Genomic DNA, 26,899 nt, shown 5'->3' with positions numbered 1-26,899 from the left:
GGGGCTATAAACCTGTGATAACCAGCAAAAATGCGGAGTCCGCTATGCAGAGTACATGTGCAGAAATTCAGGCCCAGGTATCCGACCGGGTACTGGAAATCACCATCAATCGGCCAGAGCGCAAGAACGCGCTGACCATGGCCATGTACTCGGCCATGGCGGAGCTGCTCCATAGTGCTGCCGATGACCCCGGTATACGGGTGGTTATCCTCACTGGCGCCGGCGGCGCTTTCACCAGCGGTAACGATCTAAGCGATTTCTTGGGTGGTTCGGCGACAGGAGAGGAGTCGCCGGTATTCCAGTTCATGATGGCGCTGTATAACTTCCCGAAGCCGGTCGTGGCCTCGGTCAGCGGGCCGGCAGTGGGTATTGGTACCACCATGCTGTTGCACTGCGATCTGTCGATTGCCGATGACGACGCGGTGTTCCAGATGCCTTTCGTCAACCTGGGCTTGTGTCCAGAGTACTGCTCCAGCTTCCTTTTGCCGCGGATCATGGGGCAGGCCAAGGCCTCCGAGCTGTTGCTATTGGGCAAAAAATTTGATGCGCACACCGCAGCCGATGTAAATATTCTCAATGAAGTTGTGTACTCCGGTGAGGCGCTCAGCCGTGCGCGAATTTACGCCCGCGAGCTTGCGCAAAAAGCACCGGAGGCGGTGCGCCTGAGTAAAAAATTGTTGCGTCAGGGGACCATGGAGAGCGGACTTGCGGTCATTCGACAGGAGGCCGGGTATTTCCAGGAGCGATTGCAGTCGGAAGAATTTCGCGAAGCCGCCACGGCATTTATGGAAAAACGTGCCGCAGACTTCTCCAAGTTTGATTGATTTATCCGATTAGATTTATGGGGTTGGAATTTATTCTTATATTTAAAATGTAATTTGGAATTTAATTCTTAAGGCTGCTTCTGTGCAGCCTTTTTTTTGGTGTGATCTATGTCGGAAGTGTGACGTATTTCTCTTTAGCGCCTCCAATAATGGCTCTTTAGGGCTAATTTGGTGGCCTGCTTTTCTGGGAGCGGGGTTATTGATGCGAGATGCAACTCCGAAAACCCCGAAATCTTCTGCAGCGCCCGGTTCTGTTGGGGGAAAGGGACATGATAAAAATTTTACGAATCGGTACACTCCTCAAATATTTCCCCGGTCGGGCAGCCCCCGGCTTGCGGCCCATTGTGGCGGGCCTCAAGAATAACAGTCGATAATGAACCGGGATTCTCCGTGCGTGCAGTCATGCTGCGGCAACCTGGCTTTCAGGACAATGATGACAACATCTCTAATTCCCCAGGCTGTATCTTCGCTTGCGCGGGTTACCTTTCTGCTGATTACCCTGCTGCTATCTGTTGCGGCCCATACTGAAGCGCTTGCGCCAGCAGCGGTCGCTCCGATTACCGTCGATACCGATGAGAACGGCGACCAGCGTACCGGCCAGCAGGTCATCTGGCACGATATCAGCGGGGCTGCGGAGCTGGTTGATGCGCGGCAAGCGTTGGCAGGTGGTGCCTTTCAGCCACTGCCTGGGGCGGGTTCCACAGGACTGCAAAAGGGCAGTTACTGGTCCTATTTTTCGTTGGAGAATTCCACGGGTAATCCAGTGCCCCTGAACCTGGAATATGTGGATCATCAGTTGATCCGATTGCAGGCGTTTGCGCGTCGCTCGGTCTTTGATGATCACCGCAGCGGCGGTTTTGAAAGTATTGCCGAACTGGAGATGGGGGAGGCGTTTTCCAACCGCCCGGTCTCCCATAACCGCTTCGTGGTGCCGGTTACCCTGACCCCCGGGGAAACGGTGGAGTTTCTGGTGCGCTTTGACTCGGAAGAAGCCGGTTTTGTGTTTCCGTCCATGCGGATCTGGAGTCCGCAAAAACTGAGTCAGACCCACACCGGGGAAACTGCCATCGTCGCATTCCTGTTTGGTGGAATTGCCCTTATCTCACTCTTCTCCCTGATCGTCGGTATGACGACCGGTGAAACAAGTTTCTTTGCGTATTTCGTCTACGGTCTTTCCAAAATCCTGGCATGGGGAACCATCCTCGGTTTTACCCACCAGTATTTACTGCGCGACGCTTTTCACTGGAGTTATATGTCCGCCGCGGGTGCGGTGAGTATTCTGTGCGGAGTCATATTCGACCGACTCTTCCTACAGACTCGCAAATACACACCCAAGCTGGATTACATCCTCATTCTGATGATGATCAACGCCGCCGTCCTGCTATTCAGTGCACTACTGCAGGTGAAGGCCGTGGCGTTGATCAGTATTACCCTGGCGCTTTTGCTGTATCCCGCTTCCACTGTCATCGCCCTGGTGCGTTGGCGGCAGGGTTCCAGCGAAGCGGCGGTATTTGCGGTTGGCTGGACACTGCTGTTGATGGGGCTTTTTTACCAGGCCCTGCGTGATCTCGGGTTCGTCGAGCACAATCTGGTCAATTACTACCTGCCGCCACTGAGTTCATTTATCGAGATGGTCACCATCATGGCGGCGATGGGGCTGAAGTTGCGTCGGGTGCGTTTGCAAGGGCTGGAATCGGAGCGTCAGTACCGCCGTCACCTGGAAGAGTCCAAGGTCAAGCTGGAGGGCGAGGTGCGCGCGCGTACCGAGGAGCTGGAAAAAGCCAAGCTTCAGGCGGAAATGGAGGCGCGTACCGATCCGCTCACTGGCGTTCGTAATCGCCGCAGCTTTCTCGCAGAGGCAGAGTTATGTATCAAGCGCGCCGAGCGAAAAGGGGACCCCATCAGCCTGTTAATGTTCGACATCGATCATTTCAAGTCGATTAACGACAACCACGGACACGGTGTCGGTGACGAGGCTTTGCGTCTGTTCAGCCAGACGATCCAGACGAAAATTCGTGAAACCGACGTATTTGGCCGCCTTGGCGGTGAAGAGTTTGCGCTTTTGCTTACCGAAACCAAGCCCGACTCGTTGTATACCGCCGAGCGTCTTCGGGACAATATTGCAAGCGTCCGCCTGCCCTGTCTGGATGGCTTTATCCAGTTTACTTCCAGTATCGGTGTTGCCCACGGGGCGCCTGGTGATCCGGTAGAAAAGCTTCTGCGACAGGCTGATCGCGCCCTTTATTGTGCCAAAGAGCGAGGGCGCAATATTGTGGTTGAGTATCACCCCGAGCAGGAGCCCCATGGTGACAATGCCTCGAGGCAGGCGCGCGTTGAAATGGTGGATGGTCCTGAAACGGAATCCACGGTGGTTGTTCCAAACCCCGAGCCTGCCTGAGGGTAAGTTTGCTTAGTGCCCTTTACGGTGTTTCCGAAATCGCGCTTTGCCTGTCAATGAACTTTCGGACCTTGTCCGGGTGATCAGTAAAGACCCCATCGACGCCGATATCGTTTAGATACAGCGCCAGTAACTGGTCGAAGCTCTCCATATTGTCCGGCAACTGTTGTGGATCAGCGCGAAACGTATAAGGGTGGACTTCAAGGCCGAGCTTGTGAGCTGTTGAGGTGAGTTGGTTGGGCGCGTAAGGGGCGTCTCCTGGTACTTCATCTACCAGCATAGGGAACCAGGGGCCGATGCCATCGGCGTAGCCCGCTATTTTTTTCAATCCCTCCGGCGTACGCATCCAGTCGTAGTTGTAGCTCACCCACTCACCATCTTTTTGTACGCACTTCTCCTCCCACTCGGTTTCTGCGATCAACTGTACCAATGGAAGGTCCATTTCCAGCTCCGGCATCAGCGTATTGTGAATATGCTGCAATTCCTCCGCGTCGAAACTCTGCACGAATACTTTCTGGTCGCGGCTGACATACCCGTAACGTTTAAGGGTAGTCAGCACCGCGTGGGAAATATCCCGTCCCTCTGCGCGGTGGAAATAGGGCTTTTTGATTTCGGGATAAATACCTGTAGCGTATTGCAGGGAGCTATTCAATCCCTGGATCAGTTCCAGCTCCTGCTCAAATGTCACCAGTTCAAAATGCGATTTCCACAGGGGAAAGCGTCCTGCATATTGCGGAAAATTCCGGCTCACCGCTGGTACAAAAGGCCCGCTGACCTGTAGCCGCTTAAGTTCCGCAAGTGTGAAGTCGATGGTGTAGAAGTGTCCATCTGTACGGGCGCGCCCGGGAAACTTCTGCGCTACGTCCGTCACGTTATCCAGATAGATATCGTGCATAACGATCAGGTGATTGTCTTTGCTCAGAACCAGATCCTGCTCGATATAGTCCGCGCGCATTGCATAGGCCAGTGCCTTCGCCGGCAGTGTATGTTCGGGCAGATATCCGGAGGCGCCGCGGTGGGCAATGACGATAGGTGTGCTGTCCGTCTCACTCGATGCTTCAAGTGGTTGAAAGCAGGTAAAGAATATCGAGACAAGGAAGAAAAGGAGCGGTGACTTGTTGTGTTCGGGTAGCATTGGCAATCCAGCAGATAGTCTGTATTGCATAAACATACCGTTACTCGTAGACGGAGAAAACCTCGGGCCAGTGAATCGACCATTTTGTCATGCGTTTGAAATATTCAGGCACTGCAAAAATACAGCGTTATTGCTGCCAGCGAGCGATCGTGGTTGTAACTCTCGCTGTGGTGGGCCCGGGTTTTACCCCGGGCGTGGGGGAAGGGACGTTACTGCACAATCTTGATCCACTCGCCGGGCTTGGGCTCACCTCGCGGGTAATACCCGTTTAGCAGCCGCAGCTGTTCCTCTGCGTATTCTCCAATCTCCATATGTCGGGCAAGGGAGGAAAATGTGGTTTTATCGTTGGCCTGTACATACTTAACCCGCTTGATATCCGGCTTGACCACATCAGTTTTGCGCAGTGGACGGAAGCTACGGATACTGGTTAGAAACAGGTTGTCGTACTCGCTGGCCTGTTCGCTATCTTCCTTCTTATCCGTGACTCGCCCTTCCAGAATGTACTGGCGACTGCCATAAAACAGTACTGCCACACGATCCGGTACGTTCTCGCCAGCTACTGGCAGTTTGCCGGTGTGTCCCTCGAGGCGATACTGGCTCAATGCCTCGTCCTGCTCCAGACTGCGCACATCGTACACGCCGCGTAATGCCATATCCGCGGGCTGGTTACCCTCCCGTTTGTCGACTTTGATTGTCAGGGTTGCGGACTTGTCCGGTGCCATACCCACGATTGCGGTGCGCTGGTTTTCCACTGTCCAGCCCTCGGGGAACAATAGCGAAAAACCCAGGCTCTTGTGATTGAAACGGTTTTTCTCGCTCTCCTGGGCGTTCTGTCCGTAGACAATGCCCTCGGTCTTTTCCCGGTAGTACTCGACTTTGGTAATTTTCTTGTCTTCGGGCAGTGCACCTGCTGCTTCTACCACCTCACGCAGGCGCACGTCGTTGCGTGGGTGCGATGAGAAGACGCCGTGATAGGTCTGCTGCTTTTTACCCTCCACACGGGCGCGGCGGCGGGCAAAGGTCTCCTGGTCTTTGAGCAGCGCAATAACGTTGATCATCGATTGCGGATCGTAGCCGGCGTTGTACATGTACTGGGCGCCGAACCTGTCCGCCTCCAATTCCATGTCTCGGCCGTAGCCTTTTACCGCGGCAGTGCTCCACAAGTTGGTGACATCGCCGACCACACCACTGCCGGTTACCAGTACCGAGAGCACCGAAGCCACTCCCGCGCCGGTAGCCGCTGTTTTCTGCCGAACCGCGTGGCGTGCTGTGATATGGCCCACTTCGTGTGCGAGTACTGCAGCCATTTCTGCTTCCGACTGCAGATAGGTGAGCAGTCCACGGTTGATATACACATAACCGCCGGGCAGGGCAAAAGCATTGATGTCCTGGCTGTCGATCACGGTAAAGTGATAGGTGAGATCGGGCCGGTCGCTGGCTTTGGCGATCTTCTGTCCGACATGCTCGACATAAGCATTGAGTATCGGATCATTGTAGATTGGGGTGCTGGCAACGAGCTTCTCGTGCATTTCTCGCCCGATCTTGATTTCTTTTTCTTCCGACATCAAAACCAGGTCCGGCCGGTTGGTGGCCGGATTGAAAGCACAGCCGGTTGCAGTGGCCAGCAGGATCGCTGCCAGTAGTTTATTGATAGTGTGCATCTGGATCTCCTGTCGTTATTGTTTGCAGTCGAGTGTTGTGCGCTCAGCGGCTGGCGGACTGCGGCGGCAACAGGAATTCCTGCAGCTGTGCGGCCATACCTTTACAGGCGTTATTCTGAACGCGTGCGATCAAAGGAATCGGTACCACGATTGCGGGCATGTAGGATGTACCCTGGGCGTCCGCGCTGATCTTCCCGGATAGCTCCTGATCGCGGAAATCCCACACGGATGCCTCGTAATCAGATTCTTTGTCCCAGGTGCCGAAGCCAAAGCAGCCCGCACCAGCAGTGCCGATAGAGCAGCCGATGGAGCCAGCACTGGACGTGGTCTCGGTGGAGCCGTCGATCCACACGATGTATTTAACTCCGTACTTTTCCATGCGGTCGCGCACATCGGGGATGTCCATCAGACGGTCCAGTGACTTGATATGCATGGGCGCAGTACGCGGTTCGAACCAGGGATAGAGTGCATCCACAAACTGGCGTTCAGGAATCACGTTAACCCCGGCCTTGGGGTTATGCAGTGTCTTACCCACGCAATCGATCAGGTCCGGCTCAGTTTCGTAGTCACTGGAGTGTCGCCGCCCGAGAATCACTACCGAATCGCCCATGGCCAGCTCACCGGTACTGCGGCGATACTCATCGATCACTACCGTGGTGCAGCCACTGGAAAGTAATGTCAGTACAGAAACCGAAAAAAACACACTCAGGAATTTCACCGGTACATCCTCCTTGTGATTCTAGCGAGTGTCTCGGCTGAGAACCCCCCGCGACTGGAATCTCCTATTTCCCTGTTACCTGGTTTCCTTACTTGCAAAGGAAACTTATTCATTGCCACCCGTCTGCTTCATGCTCAGGGCGCGTTGCTTGTTGTCTATGAAAGCCTGTAGTTCCGGCACCCGCTCAAAGCCGGTATACAGCGTGGCGCCAGCATCGCGTAGTGCCACGTTGATGGCCTGGGCCAGTGCGGCCTCCTGTGACTTCAGAAACGCGGTAGGAGTTTTGCCATAGGCAGTAATTACCCACTCCGCCACTGCATCGCCCTGCTGGTTATAGGCGTGCATGTCGTACTTGATCCATACCTCGAAGATATTCACCCGGGTTTCCCGCGGCATGGTGAACTGGAGTTCACGTACCTCCGGTACAATCACCAGATCGAGTCCCTTGGGAAGGTTAGTCGGGTACTGCGCCAGGTTGATCGTTTCGGTAAACATGGAACCGAGTACCGTCTCAAACAGGTTTTTCTGCGCGCGTCCGGTATTGATATTCCACTCGTCGCGGTCGTCTCGATTCTCGCTGTAAGTAAAATCGCTAAAGTCATCGCTCAGGTAGACCCCTACCGTCAGCGGGTGGGGATTACCCACCGGAGCCGGAAACTCTCCATCCACCGAGACGGTGTGGGCACAGGCCGTCATGAGGATAGCCGTAGCGAATAGCGTCAATTTCCTGAGCGCGCCGATTCCATTGAACATCCGATTCATGTGCTGCTCCCGGGTTTCTCTCAACCCTCTGCATATCCATTGCTGTATCAGCGGAAGTCGTTCAGGCCGACAAACGTGCCGCCATTTCTATAAGTGAGTTCTCGCATCAGGGCCGCAAAGCGGAGACCGGTGGTCTGCAGATGTAGTGGACGAGAGAACTGGATCGGGAAGCCGATAGCGTGGATCCGCACCATCCGCTGGTCCTCACCACGTTGGGCGTTGACCCGGTCTACCGCCATCATCACGTTGCGGATGGATTTGCCGGTAAATTCATCGCCGAGTACATAGATACTGATTTTCTTTTTCGGATCGTAAAAGGTGCGCACCGCTTTCTGGATACCTTCGACCGGGCTTGAGTTACTGAACGGGTTCCAGGAGCGCAGGCGATCAAGTACCGCTTTACGGCGCCCCGGCGTGTCCGGAATCCAGCGGTTGCGATAGTTGGAGAACATGTAGTCCCCCATATCGTTCATGACCTGGATACCTTTTACGTTGGGATATAGATTCAGGGTGTTGACCATTTCGTCGATCATGCGGTCCCAGCCGTAATTGAACATACTGCCGGAGGTGTCGATGATGAACAGGATGTATTCGCTGTCCACCGGGATACCCCCGATAACATTGTTCTTGCGCTGGTAGTTTTCTCCCAGCAGCCGCTTCATTTCATCCGTCATGCTCTGCAGTGCAATGGTCAACTCTCCCTTGAGCTTGCCTTCCTCGGATTCACCTTCGGTTTTTCTGGCGTACTGTGCGTGCAGTGTTTCCAGTTCACCTTTCAGCTTGGCGATACGTTTGGTCTCGATATCCAGCTGCTCTTTCTTGGCATTGAGATCGCGGTTCAATACCGAGGTTTCACCGCGAATTTCCGCCAGTTGTTGCTGAAGTTCCTGCACCTGTCCATCCAGGTCGAGTTCGGCTTCTTCGAGGACGACCGGTTCCACCGTCTTCGCAATCATCAGCAGCAGTACAATGGCGCCGAACCCGCAGCAGATTACGTCAAGAAATGAGATGCTGAACTCTTCCTGTTGTCGTTTGTTACGTCTGCTCATGGCCAGTCCTTAGATGGTGCGAGGAAAGACCCCTGGGTTTCCATGGCCAGCTTCCAGAACTCGCTGGCGGCGAAGGGGTCACCTTCCATGGGGGCCAGGACCACATTCACCGGGATACTCTTGGGCAGGGCATCCACCGCTTTACGGAACAGTTTCAGGCGCTCCTTGCCGGAGATCGTGTTGCCCCGCGGCGACTTCATCCCCTGGGTGGGCAGCCCATCGGTGATCAAAATGATGTTGTCAGGCAGAGGCGACATATTGTTTACCGCGTTGAAAATGCGCTCCAGGCTGGTGCCGTTTTGCGGCACTATGGCGTCCAGCTCCTTCATCGCGTCGTCCATCTGATCCCGATCATCCACATTCAGCCAGCGGTCTTCGGTACCCACAATGGCCGCTCGAAAGCCGGTGTTGAAAGTGTAGATCTGGTACTGGCTATCCTGGGGGAACTGCGACACCAGCCAGGACACCGTCTGTTTAGCCCGACGCCATTTTTCCGTGTCACGCTTCACCGCATCGGACATATTGCGGGTGCGGATGACTTTGATCAGTTCGTCGCCCAGCATACTGGCGGAAGAATCCAGCAAAATAAGAATGCGATCACCGCCAAGGCGCAGCCCGGTAAGGTATTGTCGATCGCCGTCACCGACGAACTTGCGCACGTTGTTGCCAAGCTTCTTGTTCTCCTCTTCCAGTTGCTTCTTGGCTTGCTCGAGTTTCTTCAGCTTTTCCTGCAGGCGCGCGATATCCATCTCATCGGTGCTGCTGTCGACCTCGGCAATATTGCCCTTTACCTCCTCTATCTGTTCCATGATACGCCGCGCGAGGCCCTGGGCTTTGGCGAGATCATCACTGGTGGTATCCAGAGTGTTACGCGCCAGCACCAGGTGTTCGCGCCCAAACTGGACCTCTTCCTGTAGCAGGTTCACTTCCGCTGACAGGTCCTCGTTCTCTGCCTGAATGTCGTTATCGGAACCGTGTTTAATGATCAGGAAGATCAATGCAACGGCGCCGAAGCCGCAGGACATGATGTCCAGAAACGACAGGCTGAAAGCTGTAAACCGCCGTTTTTTACGCGCCATAATGCTCCACGCTGATCGCAGTGATTACATCGTCAAAGTTGGCCGCGCCAATACGGTCGCCGGCGGTGAGATTGACCGGTGCGGAAATTTCCTCACCGTTCAACATCAGTTGTGCACCTGCATCCACCCGCAGGGCCAGACGACCGGCGTGGTTGGTAATAGTGGCTGCCGGGTGGCTGGGCGGGGTGGGGGTAACATTGAGTTTGCCTTCCTGCCAGCTAACAAACAGTGGTTGCTGTGCTGCCAGAGCGCGATGTCCATAGAGCAAGTGGGTAGCGCCAGCCTCGGCCGCTGCGTTGACCTGTACTGCCACTTCGGTTGCCGGGGCGGCGCTCATGCTGGTAATCAGGCGCAGGTTGCCGCTGTCGCTGTGAATTTCCTGCCAGCGCTTTTCCGCTGATTGCGCCACGGCGTTGTGCGGCAAAAGGTGGATGCGTTCGGCAAGTTGGGCGCCACCGGGAATCTCCGCCCAGCGGTGGGATACGAAAACAACACTGTTCGCTTCACCGAGGTTTTCAATCATGGCGCGCACCCGCGACAGAATCGGGGTACTGGCATCCTGAAGCTGTCGAAGGCTGACTTTGGCCGTACGGTCATCGAGTTCCGCCATGACCTCGCCCTGGCGCATGGCCTTGGCTATCCACTGGGGCAGCATGTCGTAGAGCTGCTGCTCCGCTTCGGCAGAGTGCAGCGGGTCAAACCGACACTGCATGATGAAGGCGTCGGTAAATATCCGTGCCCAGGCTTCCTGGAAATGCTGCAGCCCGGCATCGGTAACGGTTTCCGCTATATCCAGTTCGGCCTGTTCGTGTACCACCACGCGACTTACCAGGGTCTGATGGCGGTGCAGGTCGATGTGCAGATGTACCCCACGCGGCGCACAGCTGCTGATACAGGCGGCGGCAGAATCTATCAATGATACGGCGTTGAAAGGACTTTCCTTGATCACCCCGAGTAGCAGCGCGAGCTGCTCGCGGGTGAAATTTCCCGGTACGGCGAGTACGACTTCATCCGGTAAGTCGCAAAGTTCCGCGATATGTTGAAGGTGGCAGAATGCGAGATCCGCGTGGTGGCGACATCCGGGGTTGTCTGATTTCACTGACTCCAGGCTGAGCCGACGCCAGAACTGATGGTTGACCTGGGTAGGATGACTGCGCGCTCGCATCAGCGCGCCGGTGCCGGTGAGAATCTCTCGAGTGTTGATGATAGCGACCCCAGGGCTTTCCAGTACCTCATTATTGCCATCGAAAACACGCAGGCCACAATCGTTGATTTCCAGTACACCTTTGCTCATGGGAGCTCCTGTTTTCTCTTTTCGGGTAGCCGTTTCCCTGGCTGCCCGCTGATTATTCCGGTTGGTCGGGAGCCTGATAGACTCAGCTGACTTTCAGGAAGCGCAATAATTTGTTGTCGCAATAATTCTGTGTGTCCAGTACCAGTCGTTCCTGCATCAGCTGTAGCTGGTGGGTGAAGAACATGATTACGATACTGATCACCAGTGCGATAAACGTGGAGTTGAAGGCCACACCCAGGCTTACCGTTACCCCTGCGATATCGCCTTCCACGGCGCGATGCGCCTGCGCCAGTGCTTCACCGATACCGCGCACCGTGCCGATAAACCCGATCGAGGGAATCGCCCAGGTGATATAGCGCACCATGGCCAGTTCAGAATCCAGTCGATCACCTTCCGTTTCACACACTTCTTTTACCGAGTTGGATACGGCGGCCACGTTGCGGGTCGATCCAAAGCGTTGCAGTGCAGTGAGCAATGCACGGGGAAGCAGGAAGTTGCGCTCTTCCTCTGGTAACGCCTGTATCGGGCGGGATAAATCCCGCGCATCCTCAGGCAGGATTGGGGTGCCCTCGCTGACATTCAGCAGCGCCTGGTCCAGTAGCTTTCGTTCGCGCATACTGCGTCGCGCCTTCAGGCCCATGATGGCCATGGCCCACAGCATCAGTACGAAACAGGCTTCCTGTTCGTAGTCGCGCATCACGATGTAAATGGATCGCTGCTGGATGTAGGTCTCCCCGGCCTCTTCGCGGGCCATCTGTTCTTCGATCAGCGCGTCGGCGTTGGGTCGGATGATGGCCACATAAATTGCGTGGACCAGAATGATCGCCCCAAGTAGGGCAAACAGCTGGAATACAAAATCTGAAGACTTGAATTTCATGGGTGTTCCCGTTTTTTGTGGGGCCATTCCTTTGGCAAAGGGCCCGGGTAGTGCTCTGATTGTGTCCGTTCAATCGCGTGTTGCTTGCGTTCTGTGGTGACCTGTTAAATATCCACTGGATAGGAGACCGAAAGGTCCTCTGAAATTTCTTCCGACGCCTCGTAGTTATCCGCGCTCTGTGCGCTCTGCGCCCTTATCTTGGTCGGCTTGGCCGGTGTCGATTTTTCACTGACCGCAGCGTTACTTTTTACTTGTGACGGTTGTTCGGCTTGTTGTGATGTCTCCGCCTCGGCGGAGCTTTCAGTTTCTGTGGTCTGTGCAAAGCCGGGCGCCGCCATGACCGCCAGTACCAAGGATGCAATTGCACCAGCACGGATTAGCGTTATCACCGGTTTATTCGCCTTTTCACTGATTTCTTGTGTGTACATAACACTGCCTCAATGATTATCCCTTCGCTTTTTTCGCAGTTACTCAGTTTACCCAGCGCGCCACACGAAACCCGATGTCGTCACGAGCCTCGGAGCCATAGTCCCGGTAGGAAAGCCGCAGTTCGGTAAGTCCCGCGTGTTTCCAGCTGGAACCTCGCACCACGTGGTAGTCCCCGTCCTGAGGTCCCACCGGGTTTTCTTCCCGCTTCAGCGAGAGACCCGTGCCTATGGTATAGAGATCGTGAATCCACTCGGACACGTTGCCGCCCATGTCAAACACACCTATGTGATTGGCACCGAAGCTGCCTACGGGCGCGGTTGCGGCATAACGGTCGTTGTAAGTGCGTAGTACTGCGGGAACAATCTGACCGGCACTGCTATCGGCGTAGTTACCTGAGTTTTTACCCACTGGTAGAGAATCTCCCCAGGGGAATTTGCGCATCGCACCGCGTTCGTAGCGGGCGGCCCAGGCCCATTCCGCCTCGGTAGGCATGCGGTAGCCGTTGGCGCTTGCATCGAATCCGACCACCCGGCCGCGCTCGCTGCGATACACCTCTTTGAGGCCGTCGCGTGCGCTGAGCCAATTGCAGAAGAGTGCCGCATCATTCCAGCTGATGTTTACCACCGGGAGGCTATCGTTATCGAGACTGATGCCGTTGGTATGGCTGGAGCTGTGCATGCGTTTGTAACGGCGAAACTCGCGATTGGTCACTTCGGTAGCACCGATATAAAACGGGCGCGTGAGAGCGATCTTGCGCAGTACCTCGTTGGCGCGGCGGCCCTGCTCTCGACGGGAGGAACCCATTGTGAACTGTGCATTTGGCCGCATTAGCAGCATCTTCCCGCCGGCGCCGTGGGTGATTTCCGCTGCGACATTGCTCCAGCGCGCCTGTTCACCCGTCAGTAACACCGCGCGCACTGTCTGCTTGAGTTTGCTCGAGGGCACAATGGTGGTCTGGTAATCCTCGTAGCCGGATTTGCGTACCGTAATCGTGTGGCTGCGGGTCGGCAGGGTGAAGGTCTGGCCGGCTCTGCCGGCGAGTTTGCCATCGATGAATACCTGGGCATCCTCAGGACTGCTGGAGATGGAGACCTTGCCGAATACCGCAGTGAGCTGCACGTTCATATCCCGCAGGTCTCCAGCGCGCACATCCACGCTGCGCTCCACTGTACTGTAACCGTCCAGAAAAAAGCGCAATTCGTGGCGACTGTTGGATGCCAGTTCGAGATCCATGGGGGTTTGGCCACGGTACTCGCCGTTGACAGTAACACTGGCTCCGGGGGGGGTGCTCACCACACGCACGGTGCCGTCGGCAGCGTTCAGGTCCACGGTCTCCAGTGTCTGGTCGACCCCCGCGGTTACCGGCACTGGTACCTGCGCGCTTTTGTATTGCGGCAGCGAAATATCTACCAGCCGATCTCCCTGCACCAGTTCTGCAGTAAGCGGGGTGGTACCCAGAATTTTTCCTTCGACACTCACCGTCGCGCCTGCCGGATTACTGGTGATGTGTACGTTTGCCCAGGCAGGGCGCAACTTGGCAGTGAGCGTCTGGGTATTATCCAGTCCCTCGATTTCGATTTCCTTGCTGAATGGCAGGTAGCGATCGGTGAGGATAGTGATGCGCTTGCGACCCGCCGGTATGGACTCGGCGAGACCGCCACTACTGGTGACTTCGGTTCCATTCACGAGTACCCGCACAGGCACCTGGGGATCGGTAACTACCTGCAGGTGGCCTGGTAGGCGTTCGAGATTGACCGCGTGTCGGCTATTGCTGTCACTGCTGACTTCCACCTTTCCGCTCTGCGGGATATAACCGGTTGCGCTGATGGTGTAGTTGTAATGCCCGGGTAGTACCAGGTGGCCGTCGCCAAGGGGGAGGGCCAGGCCGCTGACGGATACATCCGCATCTGCGGGTTGCGTTTCGAAAATCAGGGATCGGGCCACCAGTAGATAAACCAGCATCAAAGCACCGACTAGCAAGCAGACGGCGATGGTGATGGCCTTGGGAGAAAGCAGTAGTTTCTTGCCGCCGGAGGAAACCGGGGCCGGGGTGAATCCGATCGGCTGGATGACCGATACATCTTCATTCTCCGGTTCGCTATCACGAACGGGTACCGCTTCCTTGGCTGTCATTTATGATTTCCTGTTACTGCGTACTTATTGATTTTAACGACGCTGCTTGATTGCCTTCCGGATCGCGGTCTTGATGCCAATCTCCTTTCGGCACCGGGCTTGCTACCAGAGACAAAGCCGCGCATTTCAGCTTAGTCCGCTCTGAGGGTTGCAGGCTGTGGTCCGGCGTTTTTGGCGTGCGTTTTCCTGTTTTGCCGACACCAGGACGACAATTTCGTCCATCCCCAGGGCGATCGCTCAGGGCCTCTATTGGCGCGGTATTTAGCTTCAGGAAATGGGCGGGCAGTCAGAAATTCTGAGAGGGCCCGCGGGCAGTTACGTCAAAATCTGGGTGACTTCAATGTCCTACAGCTTTTGATCTGCCCGCGGAAAAAGGGTTTCAGGTTTCAGGATTTATTGGCGCTGTTAATTTTCTCTGCGCACTCGATGGTAACCACTGGCGATTCGGCAGATGGGTCGACAATAAACTCCTGGCGCACATCGCGGTACCCGTGGCGGGTGCCGACTGCGGTGTAGCGCCCGGGCTTTAGCGCGATCTCACGCTCGGAAAAGTTCCCTAGTTTGCCCACATGATAAATGGTGACATGGGTACTGGCATCCGACTGTAACAATACAGTGATCGGAATCAGGGATTTGGTGAGTGCGGTTTCCAGCTGTTCTATCTGCCCCTGTAACCTAGGTGTGCTGGTGTTTAACGCGCGCGCTTCTGCGAGCACCTTGCGGGCATACTGATTGCGCTTGCTTTGACCAAGGAGTAGTGGGTCACCGAGTAATTCCTGCAGCTGATCATCCAGTTTGGCGCGCGCCTGTGAGCGCGCCTTGCCAGTGATGGCCTCTACCAGACTGCTGTCTTCCGCAACCAGTTTTGCGTATTTTTCTACAGCCTTGTGCCACTGTTCCTGTCGTTCGCTATCGCCGGCACTTGCGAACAAACGATCGATGCGGGCCTGCGCGATACCGTTCTCTGCCTGTGCAATGCCCACACCAGGGTCGGACGCATTCGGCTTGAGTTTTCGCGCCGTTACGAAGAATGACTTGGCCTTGTCAAAGTCATCTTTGGCAATGGCCGCATACCCTGCCGACATCGCCTCGCTGTAGTCTCGTTCCAGAATTGCGGCATTCACTTCCGGCAGTAAAGTTTTGGCGGGTGTCGTGTCTCCATCCAGCTCCAGGGCTTTTTCCAGTTCGGTCTTTGCTGTATCCAGGACGTTTTCCCCGAAAGCTTCCTTACCCGCGGTAAAGTGTGGCCACACTTCAGGTAACAGCTCGGCACGCGCCTTTCCCTTTAGCCCGCGTGGATGTTCTTCGGATATGGTGAGTACCAGATCAAAAGCCTTGTTTGCCGCTTCGGCATCTCCGCTATCGAGGGCATTGTTCCCTTCCGCGAGATGTTGCTCAATTCGCTGGGGAATACTGTCTCGAAGCTGCTGCATCCCGGCCAGGGCCTGCCGATACTGCTCCAGTGCCTGCATGAATTTTCGCTGACGATAGATACCGTCCGCTTCTTCGGCCAGGGTGCGTGCGGCAAAGTATTCTTCCGCAGCCCAGGTCTCCACTTTCCGTTCCAGCAATTCCTCTTGCAGTTGCAATATTTCCTGAAGAACTTGCTGCACTTCCCGGCGCTGTGCGGTGATCTCCGCTTCGGTATACGGGGATTCTGTGACCTTTGGTACCGCGGTTTTCGATGCACGCTCCTGCTGTACCGGGCTGGCGACCCTGGCTACCGTCGGCTTTTCAACGACTTGCGGCAACACCCAGAATACGCCCACCAGGGCGGCGAGCATACCGCTGCCCAGCAGGACCGGAACCAGTTTTCCATTGCCGGTTTTTTTTTCTGCTGTTGTATTCGGGTGCGGGCCGGCTTTGACGGCGTCGCCGTTTGAGGATTCGCCACCGAATGAAAAATCGGCGGGCTGAATGAATGACTGATCGTCCGATGATGGATCGCGGTGTTGCATAGTATTCCCGCTATATTCGCTGTTATTTTCGCTCGCCGACCCGCAGTGTCTGGCTCCCGCAGGCCGGTCGGACAAGTTACTGGCTGGCCGGCGACTCAGATGTCACTCATGCCACCGGTTTCTACCTCGTAAATTTCCTTGAGTAGTTCGCGCCACTGGCGGTACTGGTTTTCCACCGATCCCGACAGGGTTACGGTGCGGTCTTCCAGTTCCACGATCCGGGGCTCCACTTCCGCCTCCATGGAATCCCCCAGTTCTTGCAGTGCCTCGATATGCATCTTGGCTTCGGAGCGTCGATCAAAACCGCTTTTTACAAGATAGCCGCCGCCGGCCACTGCCACATTACCCGCCTGGCGGGCGGCACCGCCGCCGGCGCCAGCGGCAGCGATACCGCCGACAATGGCTGCGACTCCCATGATGGTGTTATTACGCGCTTTGCGCTTCAGCTCGCGCATCTGTTTCACCTCTTCATAGCTCATGGCGCGCCACTCCTGATAGGGCGTTTCCATGGTTTTGACGAAGGTGTCGTAGTAGCCCTGGAGGGTATCCACGAACAGGTAATCGCGCTCGCGAATCTGGCGTACCCGCATCAGCATCGGATCGTTGGCGGCGGGCAGGGCGGTGAGCTGGTATAACCCCTGATCGTCCTGCACCAGATACCGATCGAAGGCACCGGGAGAGAAACTACGCGCAAATTTGATTTCGGAAATGGTGCGCAGCTCTGCGATGTATTCACTCGACAGGCCTTGTCGGTATGTGAGCATGTCGTTGGAAACCCGGTTATAGATTCCCTGGAAAGCGTCTCCTTCGGTGGGATGCTTGCGGTCGTACGCATAGTGGGAAGCCTGCTCGGTGTATTCCCTGGTAAACCATAACTGGCCGCGGGAGTCGGTGACGGTGACTTCCACGGTCAGCGTCTCGCCGTCGGACTGAACAATGGTTCCGGTCACGGTCACGTCAATATTGGTGCGTTCACTGGGGATTACCCGGACAGCGCCCCAGCCTTGGCTGGATTGAAGTGCGTCCGCCAGTGTAACCGCGATATAGCGGGATTCTGCGCGGCGCAATTCCGGGAATACCAGCTCGTCTTCTTCGGGCTCCTCGTCCTGTTCGAGGCCCGCATTGAATTGCACGATGCCCACATCCAGCAGGCGATTTTCCGCGATCGCCGCGTCCTCTACCGTCAGCGGGGTGTAGGCGGTAGTGCGGACCTCGGTTGTGGTACAGCCGGCAAGCACCAGTAAACTCAGTGCCAGGCTGCACAGGGTTGTGCGTGTGTGCGAGAAAAACATATCACTACTCTCCCTGATGAATACTCATCTTCATTTCTGTGATTTTTTATATTTCCGGTACTCTTCCCAGAGTCGCTCCTGTAATTCGGGATCGGACTCGCGCATGGCAGCTTCGCGAATCTGCCGGGCGACCACATCATCGTCATCGCCACTGGGGATATCTGCGGGAACCACTGCGGATGATCCGGTGTGGTTGTACTCTCCCTTGCGTCCCTTGGTAGGCAGCCCGGGGCCGGTCGCCTGGCCGCTGGAGTTATTCTGTTCTGGCCCGCTGCCTTCCTCACCGCTGCCAGCGGGTGGGGCACCACCGAACTCTTCTTCGGCGGTTTTGATCAGGTCCTCCAGAGATTCACCCGCGGGGACCTCGTCTTCCGCCGCTGCTTCCTCTTCCGGCGAAGCAGGGCGATTACGGACGTAATCCCGCTCGCGCAGGATCATGCCGTCATAACTGGCCATGGTGGATTCGAACTGGCCCTCAAGCTCGGCAACACGCTCGGCAGAGCCCATCGGGGCTTCGTTGGGCGCCTGATTGCCCCCGCCCGGCTGGCCACCGGCGGCAGTACTGGCTTGCGCGGTACTCTGTTGCCCCCCGCTCTGACCTCCGCCGCCCTGGGCCCCGGCAGGAGAACTGCTCGACGGTGAACTGCTGGATGCGCTACTTGGTGCACTGCTGGAAGCACTCGCCGAAGCGCTGGCACTGCTGCTCGAAGAGGCACTACTGGACGAAGAGCTGCTAGAGGAAGAGCTGCTGGACGAAGAGGCGCTCGCGGTCTTTTCCTCCTCCGAGAAGTCGATTTCATCTGGTGGCTCGCCCTCGCTATTGGATGATGGATCCGGTGGCATGCGGGAATCTTCCGGGCGCTGGTCGGAATCGCTGTATACCGGGGTCGACGGATTGCCGCTGGCGCTGGGGTCCTGTGCGCTGCTGCTGGACGAGCGCGAACGCCGCTCGGATTCCGGGCCGCTGTTGGACGCGGTGGATGCTTGTTGGCTGGAGCGGTCACCAGACTCGATACTCGGCATGGAGGTGTTCGGCTGTGAAGGACTGCTCGACGTCGATATGCTCGGACTGCTCCGGCTGCTGCTGGGCGAGCTGGGTGACGGCATACTGCTGGCTGTCGAAGGACTGGACTTCGACTGGCTCGACGATGAGCTGGATGATTGCGACTGGGATTGGGATTGCGACGAACTGGACGGGCTCGACGGGGATTTCTGCTGCGGTTGTGCCGGTGGCTGCTGTTGTGTCTGCTGGTTTTTGCAGCCACTGATTACCGCGGCCAGAACCACGACAGAGGCGAGGGCTTGCCAGCGCAGGCCGAAAAAATCGGATGCCGATTTGTGTGCCGCGTTGCGGTTAAAGTAGTGTGCAATCTTCCGTAATGCCATGAGCTTTCTCCTGATGCGTTCACGGGCCGCAGCGAAATCGCGGCGACCCGTTTTGCTCCTTGTCTGTTCGACAGTTTTTGTCCCTCGGGGTTTGCAGAATTGAGTATTTCTGGTGCCAGTTTTTACACTGCGTATTGTGGCTACCTGAAACATTTCCTGAGTCCCGGCGGACGCAAACCAACCTCGCTACATCAGTCGAACACGATAATTCCTCTTTCCTTCCTGCTGTCTTCAGTCGAATACAAATCTCTGCACGATGCCGGTAGTTTCCACCGGCTCGCCGTTCTCAAACCGCGGCCGGAACTTCGCCTTTTTAAGAACATTGCGTACCCGAGAACGGATGCTTACCTTACTTTCCGGGCGCGCACTCAGGATCTGGATATTGCGCGCCTTACCGAATGCGGTGACGTCATACGACACGGTTACATAGCTATTCGCGAGCGCTTCTCGGTCTTCATCCAACAGCGGCAGAGTTGGCAGTGCCGCAGGACGACCGAAGATCTCATCGATCTCCTGATTGGTAGCGCCGTTGTCCCATAGCGCCTGGTAGGCCTCACCGTAGGTTTCACGCGCGGAGTGCCACTTGTTGAACATCATGTACCAGTCGCCCAGTTCCACTTTTGCTTTCGCAGAAGCGGCCGGTGGCGAACTCGGGTTTTTCTGGTAAACATCCATGATCTTGGTGATCGCGGTTTTACCTGAACTGAAACTGTTGATACGGTAGTGGTCCAGTTGCGCACGGCGCTGCTGGTCCATATTGCCTCCGCCGAAGCTGGTGTTCACCACAATGGCTTCCTGAGGCTCGCCGGAATAAGTGGCGAGGTAGTAGTTAGTGGCCTTGAGGCCGCGCAGGGCTTCAACCAGTCGCAAGTCATTGGCGCCGAAGTTTTGCGAAATGATATCTACCGCGAGAGCATACAGGTTGGTGGCATTGATCAGATGCTCGAAAAGGGTGGCTCCTTTTTCGTCGATGTAGGCCTGCAGGTGCCAGTTGCTCAATTGATTGATGATCGGCAGCATGCGAGGGTCTTTTTCCCCATAATTTTTTACATGCAGCCAGAAAAGGTACTCGTGGTTGTCATTGGCTTCTTCCCACTGGTTGAGCGCTATCTGGCTTTCGATCATGCGCTCGATCATCGGTACCTGGTTGAGGGAATAAAGCCCTTCGTTCACGCGATTAATCAGCATGGCGCGGCGAAACTCTGAAATCGCTAACTCATGTGCGCCGCTGCGTTGTAGGGCAGATCCTAGCCCCATCAGCTGTTCATCCAGTCCGGCACCGTAAGCACCGAATTCTGCTTCCATCTCCTCGATGCGCTGGCGGTAGTCATCGGCGGCTTTTGACGGGCGTAGCTGTCGTTTGGGTTTTTCCAGTGGTTTTGAGGCCGCTTCTATATAAGCCGCTGGAGGAGCCTTGGCATTGTCGAGTGCGGAGATTTCCTCCGCCGCAACAGAGCCACACAGCAGAGCTGAGGCTGTAAACATCAAGCCGATAGCAAAAGTGTTGCTGGTATCTGTCTGTGTCACGGTTGAACCACTTCCATTCCATGTTGTGCCTGACTCGCCGGCGACTGTTAAAAAACAGGTGCCGCCGAGCTCGAAACCCGCGATCAGATGGGGTTGTTAGACAGGCCAATTTGTGGCCACTGCAACCCCGGTTGCGCGAGACTTCTCTCCCTGACGTGTGGTTCGTCTGCTTTCCTGCCGGTTACCCGGTGTGTTGTCTATATCGACACTGGACTCTGGTGAAGAGGGAATTTCTCAAGCCGAAAAAAGGCATTGGTTTCCCTTGCATTTGCTGTTCACCGTCCATGTATTTTGAGTATAGCCAACGAATTTTCGTCCTTTGCTTCCCCGGGTGGGGTGGCGCGCCAGCGGCGATTTGTACTGTCTTGTCGGCGCTGTTCGCTGATGCGTCAAAAGATTTTTACCGTTGAAGACGTTGTGTACCCAGTGGAGAAGTTAGGCGCAAAGACGACCTGTTCAGAGGTTTCTTGAGTCTGGCAGCAGGGGGTGAGGTGGGGGGGAATTCTCACAAAAGCGGGTGCCAAAAATTTCGTAGTGGGGAAAATTCTGTCGGCTGGTGACTCCTGTACCGCTGGGGGAGGGCTAGCTTGTCGGTTGAGGCTTCCTTGCTGCCGCCGTGAGTGCGGATCTTTACGGGGAAGGTGCTCCGGTCGGTTCCGTGGACGAATAGCCTGGTGGCGAGATTTCTGTCCTAAGGGTGAGTTTGAAATGGCTTATTTATTGCGCAGTCTAACGATATATTGGTTGTGACATTTGGAAAGTGCGGCGGATAGAGCCATAATCCGCTGGATTGACCGTAACTGTGGAATTTCAGTGGGAGCGCTTTGTGAGCATAACAATACAACCTGAAGCCATCGCCAGCCTGCGGGGATTTGAAATGCCGGAGCGCCTTGGTTTTGGCACCGTCATGGCCCCGGTGATGTTCCGAGCCCGCTATCAGGACGGGCGCTGGAGCGACGGCGAACTGGTCCCCTATGGCCCCCTGGCCCTGGATCCCGCGGCTAAGGTGCTGCACTACGCCCAGTCCTGCTTTGAGGGACTCAAGGCCTATCGCTGTGGCAGTGGCGTCGGTCTGTTCCGCCCCGAACGCAATGCCCAGCGCATGGCACACTCAGCACGTCGCCTGTGCATGCCTCCGGTGCCTGAAGCACTATTTATGGACGCGGTTCGTACCGTGGCGGCGCATTGTGCAACCCTGATTCCGGGCAACAGCGGTGAGTCCCTGTATATTCGCCCCTTCCTGATGGGCACCCAGCCGGACCTCTCGGTTACCGCTAGCCGAGATTACGAATTCTACGTGATTGCCAGCCCCTCCGAGGCCTACCATGCGGGCAACATGCGCCTGTGGGTGGAGCGTGAAGACAGTCGCGCGGCTGTGGGCGGCACCGGCGATGCCAAGGTGGGGGGCAACTACGCGGCGTCATTGCTCAGTATTGCCCGCCTCAAGGAACGGGGATATGACCAGTCCTTGTGGCTCAACCCGGGCAACCGTCACTCCATTGATGAACTGTCCGGGATGAACTTCTTTGCTGTAATGGATGGTAGTCTGCATACACCCGCGTTGAACGGTTCCATCCTCGAAGGGGTTACCCGGGATTCCATGCTGACCCTGGCCCGCGATATGGGACTCGAGGTACATGAGCGGGAAATGGACATTGATGACCTGTTGGCGCTCGTGGCATCCGGGACCTGCAGTGAGGCTTTCGCTTGCGGTACTGCTGCCATTGTCAGCCCTATCAGCGAGCTTGGGGATGGCGATAAGCGTTACCGCTTAGACCAGGCTCCGGGGCCAGTCGCTGAGCAACTGCGGCGCGCGTTACTGGATATCCAGGAGGGGAGGGCGGAAGATCGTTTTGGCTGGATGCAAATGGTGCAGGTGGCGGCTTACTGACGCGATTTTCTTTGGGAGGGAAATCAGCCTGGCGGGATTCCTTTTCTTTCAGAGTCTGGAAGTGTCAATCTCGGGCGATCGAGTGTTTAAGTAGCACTCGCAGAAATGCGGTTGTTTCCTGTGGAAACGGCCGCTTTTTTTTTGCGTAAATTACTACGGTTGCGTTGACTTGAATGACCGGGGTGTTACAACGTTAGGGTGCCCTGAAAAAAACCTGCTAGCGCTGCAATGAACGCAGTACCGCAGGTTTCTCGGCTGGAGTTCGCGCCCTGCGCGGGCAATACGCTGGCGGTTTGTTACCGGCAGTGTCAACAATAAGAAACTGGAACTTTTGGGAAAAGCCTTTGGCGGTATCCCTCACTTTGACAAGTAGTATCCAGATCAATTTGAGACACAGGAGTCGGGTTACGTCTGTGACTCCTTAGAAGGCTCTCCCCCACGGTCACAAGCCGTGCGGTTCCTCGCGAGTGAGGAGAATGGGAATGCTGAATCATCTCTACGGCCTGATGGTACAACCGCGCAGGCAGTGGCATGAAATTGCCGGTTTGTCTGAAAAAGGATTCAACCGTCAGATCCCTTACGTCGTTGTTCTGGCTCTGTTACCGGCGCTCTGCTGGTACTTCGGGACAACAGAAATCGGCTGGAATATTGGCAGTGGCGGTCAAGTACGCACCCTGACCAGTAACAGTGCCCTTTCACTGGTTGCCGTGTTCTACGTCACCATGATCCTGGCGGTGGTCGCTGTCGGTTATTTTATTCACTGGATGGCAAAAACCTACGGCGCCAAGACGCACCCGATGAAGGGCATAGTGATTGCGAGCTTTACCGCCACGCCGATTTTTGTCGCCGGTGCTGCCGGTCTTTACCCGATCCTTTGGCTGGATATTCTGCTTGCCACCCTGGCCGTGGCATACGCGGTATACCTGCTGTATGTGGGTATTCCCATTGTGCTGGATGTTAATGAAGAGCGCGGCTTCCTGTTCGCCAGTGCCGTAGTTACCGTCTGTCTGGTAATGGCCGTGGTCGTGATGGTGGCAACCGTGCTTTTCTGGAGCTATGTCGCGGCTCCGGTATTCCAACATTGAGCAGCGGCATAGCGCAGCTCAGCCAGGAGTAATCAGCGCTAGCATTCCTCGCCTGCCGCCAACTGTGGTTAACGTCCAGCGGGCGGCAGGCTGGGTCCCCCCAAAATTATTCCTTCCATTTCCTGTCCCTGTTTCGCACCTCAATCCTGCGACAGTGCTTCGAGACGTTATTCCTCTGTATTACCTGCGGTGACTCGCCGCAGTCTGTGATGCGTGAGATTTATTCGAAACTGCGACCGCCAGGTCATCTATTAACTGGTTAATACGAGACACAATTCCATTTTTCCCGTTGTTCCACCGCGGGGCATTGGATACTATCCAGCCAAAGCCAGTCGACGTAATCTGCGCTTTATAGTTGGTACAAGCGTACCAATTAATAACGGTTTGGGATTTTGGGTCACCTTATATTCGATTCCAATACCGATCTTCAGGCTCTATCTGACAGTGCTGACCTTGATACAGGCCGTTGTAGTGCGAGGTTGGGGCCGAGGTTGAATAACTAAAAACCGCGATAAAAACGACAAAGGAAATCGGGAGATTCCATGAAAACACCAGCCAAACTGGGTGTATTTTTACTTGCCGCGATGGCAGCCGCCTGTTCCCAGGACAATGCCCCAAACAGTCACGATGCCGGTGCCAGCGCGGAGACCGCGGCGGCTACCGCGGATTTTCAAAAGCAACTCCTCAAGCAGCTGATTCAGGCGCAGTCCGGCGATGTCATTGAAATTCCGGCAGGGCGCTACGAGTTGAATCGCAGTCTTTCGCTGAATGTCGATGGCGTTACCATCCGTGGTGCGGGTATGGACAAAACCATCCTGTCGTTCAAAAACCAGATTCAGGGCGCGGAAGGCCTGCTGGTCAACGCCAGCGATTTCACCATTGAAGGTCTCGCGATCGAAGACACGATCGGCGATGCGCTGAAGGTGAACGAAGGCAAGAACATCATCATCCGCGACATTCGCGTGGAGTGGACCAATGGGCCGGCCACAGAAAATGGCGCTTATGGGATTTACCCGGTACAGACGGAAAATACCCTGGTGGAAGGTACCGTTGCCATCGGCGCATCCGACGCCGGCATCTATGTCGGGCAGTCTCGCAATGTGATCGTGCGGAACAACCGTGCGGAATTCAATGTGGCGGGCATTGAGATCGAGAACACCATTGGTGCCGATGTGTACGACAACGTGGCGACCAACAACACCGGCGGTATCCTAGTATTCAACATGCCGAACCTGCCGCAACCGGGCCACAGCACCCGGGTGTATAACAACAAGGTGTACAAGAACAATACCGAGAACTTTGGCCACGAGGGCACCCCGGTGGCAGCGGTACCTGCGGGCTCTGGTGTGGTGATCAACTCGAATGATTTCGTGGAGATCTTCAACAACGAAATCTCGGATAACGATACCGCGAACGTGATCGTCAGCAGCTATTTCGCAGCCGGCTATTACAGCGACAAATCCACCCAGGAAAACTTCGACCCTTACCCGGAAGGTATTTATATCTACGATAACACCTTCACCGGTGGCGGCTCTTCGCCGGATCACCTGGAGCTGAAGGCCCTGAAGGTCGCGAAGTTCGGGTTGACCGGCAGCCTGCCGGATGTGTTGTGGGACGGCGCTATCGACAGCAAGAAAATGGTGGATGGCGAACTGCCAGAAGCACTCAAGCTGTGTATCGAGAACGAAGGGGTTGGCATCATCAATATCGATGTCCAGAACGATTTCAAGAATATCTCGACGGACATTGCTGCACACAGTTGCAGCCTGAAAAAGCTGCCGCAAATCGTCCTGGACTTTGACGGCGAACAGGAGAAACCTCAGGAAGAGCAACACGCAATCAATGAGGTAGTCGATGCGTAAGCTGTTTTTGTCCAAATGGTTGGGGGCCGCCGCGGTGGCCCTTACCCTCGCGGGCTGTGGTACATCCCGCGAACCGGTCACCCTGCACGAAAGAAGTTCGGTACCGGATAACCTGAGTCAGTGGCATGTGGTCGAAGCTCTCAACGGCGAGCTCTCGCTGAACGACGGCGTCGTACCCTACGACCTCAACACCGCGCTGTTTACCGACTATGCCCACAAGCTGCGAACGGTATGGATGCCGCAAGGTACCAGTGCCGAATACGGGGATGAAGATTTCAATTACCCGGTGGGTACCGTAATCAGCAAGACCTTCTACTATCCATTGGCTGAAGACGGTTCTGTTTTGCGTACCGATGACTACTCCCGGGACTTCGCCGGCAGTGGCCTGAACCTGAGCAAGGTTAAGCTGATCGAGACCCGTATACTGGTCAAACGTGCGGATGGCTGGCAGGCGCTTCCCTATGTCTGGAACGACGCCCAGACCGATGCGGTACTGGAAATCGCAGGCGAGGCAAAACGACTGCAACTGGTCAGTGACGATGGCTCCAGTGAAGCCTTCACCTATGTGGTGCCAGATTCAAACCAGTGTGCCGGTTGCCATGCGGACAACCACACACAAAAAGCCGTACGCCCCATTGGCCCGCGCGCCCGTCACCTGAACAAGTCATACGCCTATGAAGGTGGCAGCGAAAACCAGCTGGCCTACTGGCAACAGGTCGGCTACCTGAGTGGTTTGCCGGAACTGGCGGACGTGCCACACAATGCCAGCTATAACGATGCCAGTGCATCCCTGGACGAGCGTGCGCGCTCCTATCTGGATATCAATTGCGGACACTGCCACAACCCAAGTGGGGCAGCGGATACCTCAGGGTTGATGCTGTACAGCGCGGAAGAGGATATGCGTAAACTCGGGGTCTGCAAGCCCCCGGTGGCTGCGGGTACTGGCTCGGGTGATCGCCTGTTTGCCATTGTGCCGGGTAGCCCGGAAGAGTCGATCCTGAACTTCCGTGTGGAGTCGAAGGATCCCGGCGCGATGATGCCGGAGCTCGGACGCAGTCTTACCCATGAGGAGGGCACCGAGCTGTTGAAAGCCTGGATTGCCTCCATGCCCGGTAACTGCAGCTGATGGATGGGCGGGTGGTGCCTGTGCACCGCCCGCCTCTTAACCTGTCAGCATTCGGGTTTTATCCGTCAGGTGTTGCCCGGAAGCTGTATAACCGTAAACCGGGGCGCGGTTTGCAGGAATTCCGGGTAAAGGAAATCCAGCAGGTATCCGGTTTCGATGGCGTCTCTGCGCTTATAGTCCTCCAGTAGCGCGACATAAGTGCGGAAACGCGCCTGAATCTTGCGCACGTAATCGTATGGCTCTTGCCCCCGGGCATAACCGTAGCGGGCTTTTTCATAATATTTCTTTTCCGACAGCAACAGCATCGCCTTCTCGACGTTGTCGAACCAGACCCTGCGATCCCAGCCCTTTTCTTCCGCCAGATCCTGCGCATCGTATACATGACCGAGGCCGGCATTATAGGAGGCGAGGGT

Annotated in this window: 22 protein-coding genes; 7 read left to right on the top strand and 15 right to left on the bottom strand. The window is 55.9% G+C overall.

Going from position 1 to position 26,899, the window contains the following annotated elements:
• Positions 1 to 44 precede the first annotated feature (44 nt).
• Together B4U49_RS13755 and B4U49_RS13750 are read left to right on the top strand one after the other, a co-directional pair.
• Entirely contained in the window at positions 45 to 824 is a 780-nt protein-coding gene (locus B4U49_RS13755) for an enoyl-CoA hydratase (RefSeq protein WP_078085199.1), read from the top strand.
• A gap of 433 nt (positions 825 to 1,257) precedes the next feature.
• Positions 1,258 to 3,222 carry a sensor domain-containing diguanylate cyclase gene (locus B4U49_RS13750; protein WP_078085198.1) on the top strand — a complete coding sequence of 655 codons (1,965 nt, stop codon included), beginning with the start codon at positions 1,258 to 1,260 and terminating at the stop codon, positions 3,220 to 3,222.
• Between the two features lie 22 nt (positions 3,223 to 3,244).
• Here B4U49_RS13750 and glpQ read toward each other — a convergent pair whose 3' ends face one another.
• The 13 genes from glpQ to B4U49_RS13685 form a co-directional block, all read right to left on the bottom strand.
• Positions 3,245 to 4,387, bottom strand: coding sequence for a glycerophosphodiester phosphodiesterase (glpQ, locus tag B4U49_RS13745; protein WP_239692635.1), 1,143 nt, complete (start codon positions 4,385 to 4,387; stop codon positions 3,245 to 3,247).
• Positions 4,388 to 4,566: 179 nt separating this feature from the next.
• Positions 4,567 to 6,018: a M48 family metalloprotease gene (locus B4U49_RS13740; protein WP_078085175.1), complete on the bottom strand. Its 1,452-nt coding sequence runs from the start codon at positions 6,016 to 6,018 to the stop codon at positions 4,567 to 4,569.
• 43 nt (positions 6,019 to 6,061) lie between these two features.
• A complete protein-coding gene (locus tag B4U49_RS13735) occupies positions 6,062 to 6,736 on the bottom strand; it encodes a hypothetical protein (protein WP_239692634.1) in 675 nt (224 codons plus the stop codon).
• A 105-nt stretch (positions 6,737 to 6,841) separates the two neighbouring features.
• Positions 6,842 to 7,498, bottom strand: coding sequence for a hypothetical protein (locus tag B4U49_RS13730; protein WP_239692633.1), 657 nt, complete (start codon positions 7,496 to 7,498; stop codon positions 6,842 to 6,844).
• Between the two features lie 47 nt (positions 7,499 to 7,545).
• Positions 7,546 to 8,547 carry a vWA domain-containing protein gene (locus B4U49_RS13725; protein ID WP_078085174.1) on the bottom strand — a complete coding sequence of 334 codons (1,002 nt, stop codon included), beginning with the start codon at positions 8,545 to 8,547 and terminating at the stop codon, positions 7,546 to 7,548.
• Entirely contained in the window at positions 8,544 to 9,626 is a 1,083-nt protein-coding gene (locus B4U49_RS13720; protein ID WP_078085173.1) for a vWA domain-containing protein, read from the bottom strand. The genes B4U49_RS13725 and B4U49_RS13720 overlap by 4 nt, the downstream gene beginning before the upstream one ends.
• The gene (locus B4U49_RS13715; RefSeq protein ID WP_078085172.1) at positions 9,616 to 10,920 is read right to left on the bottom strand and encodes a hypothetical protein; all 1,305 of its coding nucleotides are present in this window, start codon (positions 10,918 to 10,920) and stop codon (positions 9,616 to 9,618) included. The genes B4U49_RS13720 and B4U49_RS13715 overlap by 11 nt, the downstream gene beginning before the upstream one ends.
• An 82-nt stretch (positions 10,921 to 11,002) precedes the next feature.
• Positions 11,003 to 11,797, bottom strand: a complete 795-nt coding sequence (locus B4U49_RS13710; protein ID WP_078085171.1) for a MotA/TolQ/ExbB proton channel family protein — start codon at positions 11,795 to 11,797, stop codon at positions 11,003 to 11,005.
• Between the two features lie 104 nt (positions 11,798 to 11,901).
• On the bottom strand, positions 11,902 to 12,225 hold the full coding sequence (locus B4U49_RS13705) for a hypothetical protein (protein ID WP_078085170.1): 324 nt from the start codon (positions 12,223 to 12,225) through the stop codon (positions 11,902 to 11,904).
• A 43-nt stretch (positions 12,226 to 12,268) separates the two neighbouring features.
• Complete coding sequence (locus B4U49_RS13700) at positions 12,269 to 14,359, bottom strand: PEGA domain-containing protein (RefSeq protein ID WP_078085169.1); 2,091 nt, start codon at positions 14,357 to 14,359, stop codon at positions 12,269 to 12,271.
• Between the two features lie 386 nt (positions 14,360 to 14,745).
• The gene (locus tag B4U49_RS13695; protein WP_078085168.1) at positions 14,746 to 16,317 is read right to left on the bottom strand and encodes a tetratricopeptide repeat protein; all 1,572 of its coding nucleotides are present in this window, start codon (positions 16,315 to 16,317) and stop codon (positions 14,746 to 14,748) included.
• A gap of 95 nt (positions 16,318 to 16,412) precedes the next feature.
• Positions 16,413 to 17,609, bottom strand: coding sequence for a hypothetical protein (locus B4U49_RS13690; RefSeq protein WP_078085167.1), 1,197 nt, complete (start codon positions 17,607 to 17,609; stop codon positions 16,413 to 16,415).
• A gap of 30 nt (positions 17,610 to 17,639) precedes the next feature.
• A complete protein-coding gene (locus tag B4U49_RS13685; protein ID WP_143735672.1) occupies positions 17,640 to 18,452 on the bottom strand; it encodes a hypothetical protein in 813 nt (270 codons plus the stop codon).
• On the opposite strand from B4U49_RS13685, the gene B4U49_RS13680 reads away from it, so the two are divergent.
• Entirely contained in the window at positions 18,451 to 18,972 is a 522-nt protein-coding gene (locus tag B4U49_RS13680; protein WP_143735671.1) for a hypothetical protein, read from the top strand. The two genes, B4U49_RS13685 and B4U49_RS13680, sit on opposite strands and share 2 nt — an antisense overlap.
• A 254-nt stretch (positions 18,973 to 19,226) precedes the next feature.
• On the opposite strand, the gene B4U49_RS13675 is transcribed toward B4U49_RS13680, so the two are convergent.
• Entirely contained in the window at positions 19,227 to 20,522 is a 1,296-nt protein-coding gene (locus B4U49_RS13675; RefSeq protein WP_078085164.1) for a hypothetical protein, read from the bottom strand.
• An 826-nt stretch (positions 20,523 to 21,348) separates the two neighbouring features.
• Here B4U49_RS13675 and B4U49_RS13670 point away from each other — a divergent pair.
• From B4U49_RS13670 to B4U49_RS13655, 4 genes are all read left to right on the top strand, one after another.
• Positions 21,349 to 22,413 carry a branched-chain amino acid aminotransferase gene (locus B4U49_RS13670; protein WP_078085195.1) on the top strand — a complete coding sequence of 355 codons (1,065 nt, stop codon included), beginning with the start codon at positions 21,349 to 21,351 and terminating at the stop codon, positions 22,411 to 22,413.
• A gap of 482 nt (positions 22,414 to 22,895) precedes the next feature.
• Positions 22,896 to 23,498, top strand: a complete 603-nt coding sequence (locus B4U49_RS13665) for a Yip1 family protein (RefSeq protein WP_078085163.1) — start codon at positions 22,896 to 22,898, stop codon at positions 23,496 to 23,498.
• Positions 23,499 to 24,040: 542 nt separating this feature from the next.
• Entirely contained in the window at positions 24,041 to 25,360 is a 1,320-nt protein-coding gene (locus B4U49_RS13660; protein ID WP_193432849.1) for a parallel beta-helix domain-containing protein, read from the top strand.
• Positions 25,353 to 26,486 (top strand): SO2930 family diheme c-type cytochrome, encoded by a 1,134-nt coding sequence (locus B4U49_RS13655; protein WP_078085162.1) that lies wholly within the window; start codon positions 25,353 to 25,355, stop codon positions 26,484 to 26,486. The genes B4U49_RS13660 and B4U49_RS13655 overlap by 8 nt, the downstream gene beginning before the upstream one ends.
• A gap of 65 nt (positions 26,487 to 26,551) precedes the next feature.
• Here the strand turns inward: B4U49_RS13655 and B4U49_RS13650 are convergent.
• Positions 26,552 to 26,899, bottom strand: a 348-nt coding sequence (locus B4U49_RS13650) for a lysozyme family protein (RefSeq protein WP_476703369.1), incomplete at its 5' end; no start/stop codon positions are given.

Source organism: Microbulbifer mangrovi (assembly GCF_002009015.1).
Lineage (GTDB): Bacteria > Pseudomonadota > Gammaproteobacteria > Pseudomonadales > Cellvibrionaceae > Microbulbifer > Microbulbifer mangrovi.
This window is presented reverse-complemented; position numbering and strand designations above follow the sequence as displayed.